This window comes from Pseudarthrobacter sp. CC12, from assembly GCF_039907755.1.
GTDB lineage: Bacteria > Actinomycetota > Actinomycetes > Actinomycetales > Micrococcaceae > Arthrobacter > Arthrobacter niigatensis.
The window spans coordinates 90,522-103,320 of record NZ_JARDJH010000004.1 but is presented as its reverse complement, the minus strand read 5'-3'; the positions used below and the strand labels follow the sequence as shown (position 1 = coordinate 103,320).

Here is a 12,799-nt window from a genome sequence, read left to right as displayed (position 1 = left end):
CCAGGGGCTTTGCATTCCCGGGCGTGGCTCTACTGTTTCCCGGCGTGGCCCTGGGCGGCTGCGGCCCGCCAGTCCGTACCGTTCGTTCCCTGCCGGTAGATTAGTACCCAGACGAATTGTCCGGCCCTGCTGACCCAGCACTTCCCCAGAAACGGATACCACCCGTGGTCCTACGACTATCCCAGCTTTTCCTGCGCACGCTGCGCGAAGACCCCGTCGATGCCGAGGTCGCCAGCCACAAACTCCTGGTCCGCGCCGGCTACATCCGCCGCGCCGCCCCCGGCATCTACACCTGGCTGCCGCTGGGGCTCAGCGTCCTGCGCAAGGTCGAGGAGATCATCCGCCAGGAAATGGCCGCCATCGGTGCCCAGGAAGTCCACTTCCCGGCCCTGCTGCCCCGGGAACCGTACGAGGCCACCAACCGCTGGACCGAATACGGCGAAGGATTATTCCGGCTGCAGGACCGCAAGGGCGCAGACTACCTGCTGGCCCCCACGCACGAGGAGATGTTCACACTCCTGGTCAAGGACCTGTACTCGTCCTACAAAGACCTGCCGTTGAGCCTCTACCAGATCCAGAACAAGTACCGCGACGAGGCGCGCCCCCGCGCGGGACTCCTCCGCGGCCGCGAATTCATCATGAAGGACTCCTACTCCTTCGACGTGGACGACGCCGGCCTGGACGCCAGCTACGCCGCGCACCGCGCCGCCTACCTGAAGATCTTCGAACGCCTGGGGCTCGAAGTTGTGCCGGTCGCGGCCACCGCCGGCGCAATGGGCGGGTCCAGGAGCGAGGAATTCCTGTTCCCCACCGAGATCGGCGAGGACACCTTCGTCCGCTCCGCAGGCGGCTACGCGGCCAATGTGGAGGCCGTGACCACGGTGGTTCCCGAGGAGATCGACTTCACCAACGCCCCGGCCGCGGAGGTCCTGGACACCCCGGACACCCCCACCATCGAGACCCTGGTGGCCGCGTCCAACCAGATCGCCCCGCGCGCGGAGGCCGACGGCGGCGCCTGGACGGCCGCCGACACGCTTAAGAACGTGGTCCTCGCCGTCACCCTGCCCACGGGTGAGCGGCAGCTGGTGGTCATTGGCGTCCCGGGCGACCGGGCCGTGGACCTCAAGCGCGTCGAAGCGAACATTGGCTCGTTCCTGCCCATCGCGGGCGAGATCGGACTCGAGCAGGCCGGCGAGGAGGACCTGAAGAAGCAGCCGCTGATCGTCAAGGGCTACCTGGGACCGGGCCTTACCCTGGACCAGGCACTTCTGGGCGCTGAAAGCGCAACAAAGCTCCTGTACCTGGTGGACCCCCGGGTGGTTCGCGGAACCGCCTGGATCACCGGCGCCAACCAGGCCGGCAAGCACGTCTTCGGCCTCGTGGCAGGCCGCGACTTCACCTGGGACGGCGTCATCGAGTGCACCGAAGTCCGCGCCGGCGATCCCTCTCCGGACGGCTCCGGCCCCCTGGAAACCGCCCGCGGCATCGAAATGGGCCACATTTTCCAGCTGGGCCGCAAGTACGCCGAAGCGCTGGACCTGAAGGTGCTGGACCAGAACGGCAAGCAGGTGGTGGTCACCATGGGTTCGTACGGCGTCGGTGTCACCCGTGCCGTGGCCGCGCTGGCTGAGGCCAACCATGACGAGCGCGGACTGGTCTGGCCCCGCACCGTGGCCCCTGCCGATGTACACGTGGTGGCCGTGGGCCGGGGTGAGGAGATCTTCCAGGCAGCGGAGAAGCTCTCGGCAGGCCTTGAAGCAGCAGGCCTTTCAGTCATCTACGACGACCGCCCCAAGGTCTCGCCCGGCGTGAAGTTCGGCGACGCGGAACTGGTGGGCGTCCCCACCATCCTGGCAGTGGGCCGCGGCCTGGTGGACGGCGTGGTGGAGATCAAGGACCGCCGCAGCGGTGAGGCCGAGAACATCGAGGTGGACAAAGCCGTCGACTACGTGGTCAACGCCGTCCGCAACCAGTGATCTCCGGCTTCGAGTCGATCCAGCTCACCACGATCATCCTGATTGTGGTGGCTGGATTCGCAGCCGGCTGGGTTGACGCGGTGGTGGGCGGCGGAGGACTCATCCAGCTTCCGGCGCTGCTCCTGGTGCCCGGCATCGCGCCCGTCCAGGCGCTTGCCACCAACAAGATGGGCTCCATTTTCGGAACCGCCACCAGCGCGGCCACGTACTACCGGAGGGTGGGGCCGGACCTCCGGACGGCCGTCCCGATGGCCGTCATTGCCCTGGCGGGCAGCTTCGGCGGAGCCAGCCTGGCGGCCACCCTGCCGGCCGGGGTCTTCAAGCCCATCATCGTGGTGGCGCTGGTCGCCGTCGCGCTCTTCACCGCCCTGAAACCGAATGTCGGTGAGCTGACGGCGCTCCGGCACGCAGGCCACCGCCACTACGTCGTCGCCTGCCTCATCGGTGCCGTGATCGGCTTCTACGACGGACTCATCGGGCCCGGGACGGGATCCTTCCTGGTCATCGCCCTGGTGTCCGCCATGGGATACGCCTTCCTGGAGGCCAGTGCCAAGGCAAAAATCGTCAACATGGCCACCAACGCCGGGGCGCTGCTGTTCTTTGCCCCGCACGGGTCCATCCTGTGGGGGATCGGCCTGGTCCTCGGCGCGGCGAACATGGCCGGCGGCTACCTCGGTGCCCGGACCGCGGTGCAGCAAGGCAGCAAGTTTGTGCGGGTGGTCTTCCTTGTGGTCGTCGCGGCTTTGATCCTCAAACTCGGCTACGACGTCTGGCAGGAAAACTTCGCCTGATCCCTGGCCAGGACTCGTCCTCGTGGCACTCGCCCGCCCGGCGTAGCATGCAGGTATGGCACACGGCGATGACGAGTATGCCGCGGCACTGGCGGCCGCAGCAAGGCACTCGCAGGCCTGGCTGGCCAGCCTCCGGCACCGCCCCGTGGGACCAAGGCTGCATGCGTCAGACCTTGGCGGGGTGTTCGGTGGTCCGTTGCCCGAAGCGGGCGTGCCGGCTGCTGAAGTGATCGACTTCCTGGCCACGAACGCCGAGCCCGGACTGATGGCAATGCCCTCCGGCCGGTTCTTCGGCTGGGTCATCGGCGGCACCCTGCCTGCCGCCCTGGCGTCCGACTGGCTGGTCAGCGCCTGGGACCAGAACGCAGGACTCCGCTACGCCACCCCAGCCACCGCCGCCATCGAGGAAGCCGCCGGACAGTGGGTACTGGAATTGCTGGGCCTGCCGTCCGGAGCCGATGTCGGATTCGTTACCGGCGCCACCATGGCAAATTTCACGGGGATGGCTGCTGCCCGCTGGCGGTTGCTGGCCGACGCCGGCTGGGACCTGGACCGCGACGGGCTCTCCGGTGCACCACGCATCCGCTGCTTTGTGGGCCGCGAACGGCATGACACCGTTGACCTTGGCCTGCGCTACCTGGGCCTTGGACAGCCGGCGCAGGTCGACGCCGACGGCCAGGGCCGCCTTGTTCCCGAAGCACTCGATGCCGCCCTTGCTTCCGGGAGCGGTCCGGCGCTGGTGTGCCTCCAGGCCGGCAACCTGCACTCGGGCGCCTTCGATCCCTTTCCCGAAGCCATCGCCGTGGCGCGCAAACATGGCGCTTGGGTCCACATCGATGGCGCCTTCGGCCTGTGGGCGGCTGCCGCGCCGGACCTGCGGCACCTCACCCAGGGGTTTGAAGAAGCGGACTCCTGGGGCACGGATGCCCACAAGACCTTGAACGTTCCCTATGACTGCGGCATTGCCATCGTCCGGGACCCGTCGGCACTGCGGGCCGCGATGGGACTGCATGCGAGCTACTTGGTGCACGACGCCGAAGGCCCCGGAGATCCTTTCGAGAAGGTCCCGGAGCTGTCCCGCCGCGCGCGGGGAGTGCCGGTATGGGCGGCCCTGAAAAGCCTGGGCCGGGACGGTGTGGCGGCCCAGGTGGGCGGCCTGGCCGCTGCGGCCAGGGCCATCGCTGCGGGGCTGGCGGCACTGGACGGGGTGGAGGTCCTCAACGACGTCGGCTACACCCAGGTGTGCCTGGCGTTCGGGGACGATGCCACCACCCGGGCGGTCACCGCCCGCATCATCGAGGAGGGAAAGGTCTGGATGTCCGGTTCGCGCTGGCAGGACCGGGACATCCTCCGGGTGTCGGTGAGTAACTGGCACACGGCGGGCGAGGACGTGGCCACGGCAGTGGACGCTGTCCGGTCAGCGCTGGCCGCCGTGAAGGACCCGGCCTAGAGGACTCCTGGGCCCGCCGGGCGTCCGGACCGCGTGTGGTGCCGGACTGCCCCGGGCGGTGCCGGACCTTATCCGTCCTGTCCGGGCTCGGGAAGGGAATGTGGGTGGGGAAGGCCGGCCAGGGTGTTCCCGGCGAGGGTGCTGGCTACCCAAAGCGAGCGGGCCAGGTCTCCCCGGTGCCCGTTCCGGAAATACCACAGCGCGTTGTCGACTTCCCTGGTGATGGCCCATTCCCGGGCCGCGTCCGGGTCCAGCCCTGCGGCGGCGCTGAAGTTCTGGCAGCGCTCCACCAGCGCAGGACCCGGCAGGGCAGCAGGGAGGTCTTTGAGGCGGTTCCACAGCAGCGGAGCAACCGCGAACCCGGCCTCGCCGATCATGGGCTGGGGGTCGATCGCCGCGTAGCCGGCCGGAGTTGCCCCCGCTGTCCCCGGCCGCGCGAGGACGTTGTCGAAATGCAGGTCCGTGTGGACCAGGACATCGTATGCGGACCTGCGTCCCACCGCGCCGCGCGTCTGGCACACCTCCAGGGCCGCCTCCAACAGCCACCTGGGAAAAGGACGGCCCAATTGATCCCAGTCAGCGGGCAGGTCGTCGCTCCATTGCTCAGCCCGGGCGGCTATGTGGCTGAATTCCTGCCACTCCGGGCGGTGGTCCGGGACCAGCCCCAATTCCTGTACCAGCCCTCCCCACACGTGCACGGCTTCATCGATCGGCAGGGCCGCCAGCGAGCGGCCGGCCTCAAGGCGCTCCAGCAGCATGGCGCACGACGCGCCGTCCGAGGCCAGCAGGAGAACGGCGCCGCGGCCGCCCCAGAGCGCCAGCGCATGCCGCTCCACCTGGGCCTCGTCATGCGGAAAAGCGATTTTGAGGGCTGCGGGGGATCCGTCGTCCTGCCGCACCGGGACCACGAGGCCGCCGTGGCCGCTCCACGGGAAGCTTCCTGGCTCCAGGTCCACCTCCAGGTGCCACTGCTCCAGGCGATCGGCCAGCAGGCCAGGCAGGCCGCCAAGCCAGTCCCGGCCGGCGCTGCTGCGTGCATAGCGGGCAGCGAGCCTGGGCGGGATGGGGACCGCGGGCACCACGGGGCGTGGCACTGCGGGATCAGACAACACCGGAAGCGCCGAGCAGGTTGCCGATCATGAACGTCGCTGCCAGCGCGAGGGCCCCGCCCACCACCACCCGTACTGCTGCCCGGGTCTTCGACCCGCCGCCGATCCAGGCCCCGAGGGCGCCGGTCAACGCCAGGGCCACCAGTACCGAGATGAACGTGAGTGGTACCCGGATGCCCGGCGGCGGCAACAGGATGGCCAGCATGGGCAGGATGGCCCCGATGGTGAAGGCGATTGCCGAGGCAAAGGCGGCATGCCAGGGGCTGACGATGTCAGCTTCGTCGATGTTGAGTTCGGCGGACAGATGCGCCGCCAGGACGTCGTGGGCCGTCAGCTCCTTGGCAACCTTGGCCGCCGTTTCGGCGGTGAGGCCCTTCTCCTGGTAGATGGCGGCCAGCTCCGCCAGTTCAGCTTCCGGATCCTCGGCCAGCTCACGCCGTTCCTTCTCGATCAGTGCCCGCTGGCTGTCGCTCTGGCTGCTGACGGAAACGTACTCGCCCAGCGCCATGGACACTGCCCCGCCCACCACACCGGCCACCCCCGCGGTGAGGATGGGGGCTACCTCAGGAGTGGCCCCGGCCACGCCCACCACGATCGCGGCAACCGAGACGATGCCGTCGTTGGCGCCCAGGACACCGGCACGCAGCCAGTTGAGCCGGTGCGCAGTGTCGTCACCGTGCGGTTCCGCCTCGGGGTGCCGGCCCAGGCCCCGGCCCGCTGCCGTGGGTTCCGGACGTCCGGCCGGTTCGTCCGCGTTCATCCCTTCAGCAAACCATCCCGGCCCGCCCAACGCCACCCTCCCGGAGGCCTTCCCTGCGGGACTGCGCCAAGGGCCGGAAAGCTGCGCGGTTCCGGACCGGGTTCAGGAAGCAACGGACGACGACGGCCGGGGTCCGGCGGCAAGGCCATCACCGGCGGGAAGCCCCGGCAATTGGCCTGCGTCCAGGGTGAGGCCCGGAACGGGGCCCGGATCCGCACCCCACCGAAGGGCGCGGGCGGCGGCTGACCGAAGGGCTGCCAGCGCCCACTTCCGGTCGTGGCCCTGCGCAGCCGCCACCAAATCGCCATAGGCCACCACCGTGGCCGCCTCAAGCCTGCCCAGCGCCACCGCCGGGGCAGCCAGGAAACCGGGATCAAGGACGTACCCGGGCTGTTGCGGTACCTCCGTACCGCAGGCCAGCCGCAGGCGTTCCACCGCCGCGGCAGCCAGTTCCTTGTGCGCACCCAGGAATTCCGACGCCGGGCCGGCGTCGGCGGGTGCGAGGCGGGGGAGCGCTGCCTGATAGCCGTAGACGGCCTGCTGTTCGGCGGACACGGCGGCGGCCAATGCGGCGGGGGATGAAACAGCGGGAGCCGGCGCGGCAGCCCGGGCAGGTGGGGACGGGCACGGCGACGCAGGCTGTGCTGTTGCCTGGACCTCGGTGCCGGGTCCTGCCGCCTCCGGCGGCACGGGAACCCCGGCTGCGGAAGCCAACTGGGCGGCGGCGAGGAGCTGTGCGGTGCCGGTGCCGGCCAAAAGCCGGGCCATGCCGCCGTCGGCCGTCTCCGCGTCCTTGAGGCGGGCTGTCCCGCTGACGGCCAGGGCCCGGACCAGCTCGGCGGTGTTTTGCGGACCGGCATCTGCGGACGGCGTCGCCGCTGCCGGTGGCGGGGACGCCTCCGTGGGTGCGGACGGGGACCCGGACGCGGGGGCCAACAGGGCCCTGGCCTGAATGGTCAGCAAGGTCACAACAGGGCCCAGCGCAGTGGATTGGCTGGTGTCTGCTGATGCAAGGGCCAATCCTGCAGTGCGCATTTCCAGGACCGCACTGAGGGCCGCCGCCCGGGCCCGCTCGGAAAACGGCGGCTCGGCAGGGACAGGTCTTTCCGCGGGAATCAGGGCAAAACCGAGGCTCAGGACAACCAGGGCGGCAAGGGCAAGGACGGCATATCGGAACGGGCGCATGCCGTGCTTGGGGTCCGGGCGGCGGTCTTTCACAACAGACCATGGTGTCACGCTGAGGGGGCACCCGGGTGCACCACTGGGCCGGTAAAATAGCTACGCTAGTAAACACCACATCATCTATAGGGAGGGCGGCCGGCATCGTGAGCAATGCAGAAGCCACAGCTTCACCAGACCACACCGGTACGGGAAGCGGATCCGCGCCGGCCCATAATCCCGAAGCCGCCCGGCTCCGGGCCCTCCTGGAACCCGCCGTCCAAGCCAACCGCCTGTACCTTGAGGACGTAGCCATCATCCCCGGCTCCCACCGCGTGGTCCACGTGGTGGTGGACCTGCCGCAGGAAGAGACCGGCGGAGTCAGCCTGGACGTCATTGCGGACATCTCCAAGGTGCTCTCCGATGTCCTGGACAACGACCCCAACGACGACGGCCGCCCCTATGACCTCGAAGTGTCCTCGCCCGGCGTCGGGCGTCCCCTCACCGAACCCCGGCACTGGCACCGCGCCCGCGGCCGGATGGTCAAGGTCAACGTCATCCAGGGCGAAAACGTCACCGGCCGCATCCAGGCCGTGGACGGCGGGGGAGTGACGCTCATCCCCGAAGTGCCCGTCAAGAAGGGCATGAAGCCCCGGCAGGGCGAACCAGTAACGCTTCCTTTCGACAGGATCCGCAACGGAAAAGTCGAGATCGAATTCAGCCACCTCCCGGAGGATGGTCTGGAACCTGAACACAATGGACCTTCCGAGGAGGCCTGATGGATATTGACATGAGCGCACTGAGACTTTTGGAGCGTGAGCGTGAAATCCCGCTGGACCTCCTGATCCCCACCATCGAGCAGGCGCTCCTGGTGGCGTATCACAAGTCGCCCGGCGCCTTCGAAAAAGCGCGCGCCGAACTCGACCGCAAGAGCGGCCACGTCACCATCTGGGCTGTCGAAATTGACGACGACGGCGCCCCCATCGGTGAATTCGAGCACACCCCCGAAGGCTTTGGCCGCATCGCCGCAAGCACCGCACGGCAGATCATCCTGCAGCGGCTCCGCGACGTCGAGGACGACAACGTCCTGGGCGAATTCAAGGGCCGTGAGGGCGAACTGGTATCCGGCACCATCCAGCAGGGAAACAACCCGCACATGATCCAGGTCAACCTTGGATCGCTGGAGGCGCTCCTGCCGCCGCCCGAACAGGTTCCCGGTGAAAAGTACATCCACGGCAACCGGCTCCGCGCCCTGGTCATTGACGTGCACCGCGGCACCAAGGGCCCGTCCGTGACGCTGTCCCGCTCGCACCCGGGCCTGGTCCGTAAGCTCTTCGAACTCGAAGTACCCGAAATCGCCGACCATTCGGTGGAAATCGTGGCGCTGGCCCGCGAAGCCGGGCACCGCACCAAGATTGCCGTGAAGGCCAACACGCCGGGGATCAACGCCAAGGGCGCCTGCATCGGTGAAATGGGCTCCCGCGTCCGCGCCGTCATGAACGAACTGAACGACGAAAAGATCGACATCGTCGACTTCAGCGAGAACCCGGCAACCTTCATTGCCAGCGCCCTGTCGCCGTCGCGCGTGAATTCGGTCACCATCACGGACGAGGCCACGCGCTCCGCCCGGGTCGTGGTCCCGGACTACCAGCTGTCCCTGGCCATCGGCAAGGAGGGCCAGAACGCCCGCCTGGCGGCCAAGTTGACCGGGTGGCGCATCGACATCGTCTCCGACGCCGCGGGCAACCGCGATAAGTGAGGTCCGGCCCGGGCGGCTGATGCAGCGCAGCAGCCGCCCGGTTTCGGGCATAACGGCCTGAAGGGGCTAGAATAGACAAGACCGCGCCTAACGGCCGGCAGCCGTGTGCCTTGGGCGTGCTCGTTTCCGTGACTGCGGAGGCGGACAACCTCTGGCCAGCAGAAAGAACGTCAGGACGATGACCGTGGCAGAAGTGCTTTCCACCGGGAATCAGCCCCAGCGTACCTGCATCGGATGCCGGAAAAAGGGCCCGCGGTCGCAGTTGCTCCGGCTCGTCGCCGAAGGCAGCGGGTCAACCGCTGTCCTGGTGGATGAACGACGCCGGATGGCTGGCCGGGGTGCATGGCTGCACCCCAGCACATCGTGCCTGGCTCTGGCGATCAAGCGGCGAGCCTTCGGACGTGCCCTCCAGGGCGCAACCGGGACCGCCGCCGTCGAACACCGGGTCACGTCAGGCCCGAACGTTGACGCCGCCCCGGTGGCTGCAACACCAACCGTCCAACCTGAAAGCGGGTCAGAAATCTGATGGAAACCCGATGAGTTCCCAGCGATGAGTGCGTAACGATGACAACTTTGTTGCGCTCTGCAATGGGCCCCTTCGCATCAACAGCGGCTGGGGTCCGCAGTAAGAAGTAGACGGTTCGTGCCTGGCTCGGTGCGGACCGAGACAGGAGAAATGTGGCCAAGGTCCGCGTACATGAGCTCGCCAAAGAGCTCGGTATAACTTCCAAAGATGCAGTAACCAAACTGCAGGAACTGGGCGAATTCGTTCGCTCCGCCTCGTCAACCATCGAGGCCCCCGTTGTGCGGAAACTGCGCAACGCCTTCCCCGACGCTGCCGCAAAGTCGGCGGCACCGGCCGCAGCGCCCGCCGCTGCCCCCAAGGCACCCGCCCCCGCAACAGGCAACCGTCCTTCAGCACCGGCTCCCGGCCCGGCTGCGCCCAAGGAGCCGGCCCCCAAGGCAGAGGCGCCGGCTCCGGCAGCCCCCGCCGAGCCGGCAGCGAAGGCAGCCGCACCGGCAGCCCCGGCTCCCGCAGCCCCGGCAGCACCGTCTGCGGGTGCTCCGTCCACCGGTGCCAAGCCCGGTGCACGTCCGGCCCCCAAGGCCGAGACCCCTGCTCCGTCCGCACGTCCGGGTGGTTCAACGCCCGGTGGTTCCGGTCCCCGTCCCGGCGGTCCCCGTCCGGGCAACAACCCCTTCGCCACCTCACAGGGCATGCCCCGTGGCCGCGGCGGAGACGGTGACCGCGCCCCGCGTCCCGGCAACAACCCGTTCGCCACGTCCCAGGGCATGCCCCGTCCGGGCGGCGGCCGCGACGGCGACCGCCCCGGTGGTCCCCGTCCCGCAGCCGGTGCCGGCGGACCGCGTCCCGGTGGGCCGCGTCCCGCAGCCGGTGCCGGTGGTCCCCGCCCCGCCGCAGGCGCAGGCGGACCCCGTCCGGGTGCACCGCGTCCCGGCGGTCCCCGTCCCACTCCCGGCATGATGCCCAACCGCACTGAGCGTCCCGCACCGGCAGGTGCAGGCCGTCCCGGCGGCGGCCGCGGTCCCGGACGCCCCGGTGGCGCTCCCGGTACCGGTGGTCCCGGTGGCGGCGGTGCTCCCGCCGGCGGCGGCTTCGGCAAGGGCGGCCGCGGCCGCGGCGGCACCCAGGGTGCCTTCGGCAAGGGCGGCGCAGGCCGTGGCAAGCAGCGCAAGTCCAAGCGCGCCAAGCGCCAGGAACTTGAGCAGATGAGTGCCCCGTCGCTGGGTGGCGTGAGCGTACCCCGCGGCGACGGCAACACCGTCATCCGCCTTCGCCGTGGCTCGTCCATCACGGACTTTGCCGACAAGATCGAGGCAAACCCCGCCGCACTGGTCACCGTGCTGTTCCACCTCGGTGAAATGGCCACCGCGACCCAGTCGCTGGACGAAGACACCTTCGCCCTGCTCGGCGAGGAGCTGGGCTACAAGCTCCAGGTCGTTTCGCCGGAAGACGAAGAGCGCGAGCTGCTCTCCAGCTTCGACATCGACTTTGACGCCGAACTCGAAGCCGAAGGCGACGAGGAACTGGAAGCACGTCCTCCAGTAGTCACCGTCATGGGCCACGTCGACCACGGTAAGACCCGGCTGCTCGATGCCATCCGCAAGTCCGACGTCATGGCGGGCGAACACGGCGGCATCACCCAGCACATCGGTGCCTACCAGGTCACGCACAGCCACGAAGGCACCGACCGGAAGATCACCTTCATCGATACCCCGGGCCACGAGGCGTTCACCGCCATGCGTGCCCGTGGTGCCAAGGTCACCGACATCGCCATCCTGGTGGTCGCAGCGGACGACGGCGTTATGCCGCAGACCGTTGAGGCCCTCAACCACGCCCAGGCGGCCAACGTGCCGATCGTCGTGGCCGTGAACAAGATCGACAAGGAAGGCGCCAACCCGGAGAAGGTCCGCGGCCAGCTGACCGAGTACGGCCTGGTTCCCGAGGAATACGGTGGCGACACCATGTTCGTGGAGGTCTCTGCCCGCCAGAACCTCAACATCGACGAGCTGCTCGAGGCCGTCCTGCTCACCGCGGACGCTGCCCTGGACATGCGCGCCAACCCGAACAAGGACGCCCGCGGCATCGCGATCGAAGCCAACCTGGACAAGGGCCGCGGTGCGGTTGCCACCGTCCTGGTGCAGTCCGGTACCTTGCGCGTCGGCGACACCATCGTGGCAGGCACGGCCCACGGCCGCGTCCGTGCGATGTTCGACGACGACGGCAGCGCCCTGACCGAGGCAGGCCCGTCCCGCCCCGTGCAGGTGCTGGGTCTGTCCAACGTCCCGCGCGCCGGTGACACCTTCTTCGTGACCGCTGACGAGCGCACCGCCCGCCAGATCGCCGAGAAGCGTGAAGCCGCCGACCGCAACGCCGCCCTCGCCAAGCGCCGCAAGCGCATCAGCCTGGAAGACTTCGACCAGGCCGTCGCCGAAGGCAAGATCGACACCCTCAACCTCATCCTCAAGGGTGACGTGTCCGGTGCCGTGGAAGCCCTCGAAGACGCGCTGCTCAAGATCGACGTCGGCGAAGGCGTGCAGCTGCGCGTCATCCACCGCGGTGTGGGTGCCATCACCCAGAACGACGTCAACCTGGCAACGGTCGACTCCGCCGTCATCATCGGCTTCAACGTCAAGCCCGCCGAGCGGGTTGCCGAACTGGCAGACCGCGAAGGCGTGGACATGCGCTTCTACTCCGTCATCTACGCAGCAATCGATGACATCGAAGCAGCGCTCAAGGGCATGCTCAAGCCGGAGTACGAAGAGGTCCAGCTCGGCACGGCCGAGGTCCGCGAAGTCTTCCGCTCCTCCAAGTTCGGAAACATCGCCGGCTCGATCGTCCGCTCGGGCATCATCCGCCGCAACGCCAAGGCACGCGTCACCCGCGACGGCAAGATCATCGGTGACAACCTCACGGTCGAGTCGCTCAAGCGGTTCAAGGACGACGCCACCGAGGTCCGCACGGACTTCGAATGTGGTATTGGCCTTGGCTCGTACAACGACATCACCGAAGGCGACATCATCGAGACCTTCGAGATGCGCGAGAAGCCGCGCGTCTAGGCTGGTCCGAGGGCGGGGTGCCTCCAAGTTTTGGGGGCACCCCGCGCTTTTCCGCCGTGAAGGGGGCCCCGCCCCTACGACGGGTTGCTGGCGATCTACGATCGCCAGCAACCCGTCTCCGGCAGGCCCGATGCCACTCGCGGGCCCCCTTCACGGCTCCAGAGCGCCGCCGGAAGAACCCGCCGGCATCGCCCTTGGCCCGCCTTTGGTGCGT

At 68.7% G+C, this 12,799-nt stretch carries 10 protein-coding genes; 7 read left to right on the top strand and 3 right to left on the bottom strand.

What is annotated here, in order from left to right:
- The first annotated feature begins 164 nt into the window (after window positions 1-164).
- From PV772_RS04905 to PV772_RS04895, 3 genes are read left to right on the top strand one after another with little or no spacing between them, the layout of a single operon-like run.
- On the top strand, window positions 165-1,976 hold the full coding sequence (locus tag PV772_RS04905; RefSeq protein ID WP_347885513.1) for a proline--tRNA ligase: 1,812 nt from the start codon (window positions 165-167) through the stop codon (window positions 1,974-1,976).
- Window positions 1,973-2,767 carry a TSUP family transporter gene (locus tag PV772_RS04900; protein ID WP_141181154.1) on the top strand — a complete coding sequence of 265 codons (795 nt, stop codon included), beginning with the start codon at window positions 1,973-1,975 and terminating at the stop codon, window positions 2,765-2,767. The genes PV772_RS04905 and PV772_RS04900 overlap by 4 nt, the downstream gene beginning before the upstream one ends.
- 55 nt (window positions 2,768-2,822) lie before the next feature.
- Window positions 2,823-4,217 (top strand): pyridoxal-dependent decarboxylase, encoded by a 1,395-nt coding sequence (locus PV772_RS04895; RefSeq protein WP_347885512.1) that lies wholly within the window; start codon window positions 2,823-2,825, stop codon window positions 4,215-4,217.
- 68 nt (window positions 4,218-4,285) lie between these two features.
- Here PV772_RS04895 and PV772_RS04890 read toward each other — a convergent pair whose 3' ends face one another.
- From PV772_RS04890 to PV772_RS04880, 3 genes are all read right to left on the bottom strand, one after another.
- Window positions 4,286-5,311, bottom strand: a complete 1,026-nt coding sequence (locus PV772_RS04890; RefSeq protein ID WP_347885511.1) for an aminoglycoside phosphotransferase family protein — start codon at window positions 5,309-5,311, stop codon at window positions 4,286-4,288.
- A 7-nt stretch (window positions 5,312-5,318) separates the two neighbouring features.
- Complete coding sequence (locus tag PV772_RS04885) at window positions 5,319-6,086, bottom strand: VIT family protein (protein WP_347885510.1); 768 nt, start codon at window positions 6,084-6,086, stop codon at window positions 5,319-5,321.
- 102 nt (window positions 6,087-6,188) lie between these two features.
- Complete coding sequence (locus PV772_RS04880; RefSeq protein ID WP_347885509.1) at window positions 6,189-7,304, bottom strand: DUF4439 domain-containing protein; 1,116 nt, start codon at window positions 7,302-7,304, stop codon at window positions 6,189-6,191.
- A gap of 107 nt (window positions 7,305-7,411) precedes the next feature.
- Between PV772_RS04880 and rimP the strand changes: the two genes are divergently transcribed.
- The 4 genes from rimP (at window position 7,412) to infB (ending at window position 12,585) form a co-directional block, all read left to right on the top strand.
- Complete coding sequence (gene rimP, locus PV772_RS04875; RefSeq protein ID WP_141181157.1) at window positions 7,412-8,023, top strand: ribosome maturation factor RimP; 612 nt, start codon at window positions 7,412-7,414, stop codon at window positions 8,021-8,023.
- Window positions 8,023-9,003: a transcription termination factor NusA gene (nusA, locus tag PV772_RS04870; protein ID WP_141160995.1), complete on the top strand. Its 981-nt coding sequence runs from the start codon at window positions 8,023-8,025 to the stop codon at window positions 9,001-9,003. Before rimP ends, nusA begins: the two co-directional genes overlap by 1 nt.
- A gap of 178 nt (window positions 9,004-9,181) precedes the next feature.
- Window positions 9,182-9,529, top strand: a complete 348-nt coding sequence (locus PV772_RS04865; RefSeq protein WP_141160994.1) for a YlxR family protein — start codon at window positions 9,182-9,184, stop codon at window positions 9,527-9,529.
- 152 nt (window positions 9,530-9,681) lie between these two features.
- Window positions 9,682-12,585 (top strand): translation initiation factor IF-2, encoded by a 2,904-nt coding sequence (gene infB, locus PV772_RS04860; RefSeq protein ID WP_141160993.1) that lies wholly within the window; start codon window positions 9,682-9,684, stop codon window positions 12,583-12,585.
- Window positions 12,586-12,799: the final 214 nt, after the last annotated feature.

What these genes read in the sequence shown, in the direction of transcription:
- PV772_RS04895 (WP_347885512.1), top strand. Translation starts at nt 2,823, where the DNA reads ATGGCACACGGCGATGACGAGTATGCCGCGGCACTGGCGGCCGCAGCA.
- PV772_RS04865 (WP_141160994.1), top strand. Translation starts at nt 9,182, where the DNA reads ATGACCGTGGCAGAAGTGCTTTCCACCGGGAATCAGCCCCAGCGTACC.
- nusA (WP_141160995.1), top strand. Translation starts at nt 8,023, where the DNA reads ATGGATATTGACATGAGCGCACTGAGACTTTTGGAGCGTGAGCGTGAA.
- PV772_RS04885 (WP_347885510.1), bottom strand. Translation starts at nt 6,086, where the DNA reads ATGAACGCGGACGAACCGGCCGGACGTCCGGAACCCACGGCAGCGGGC.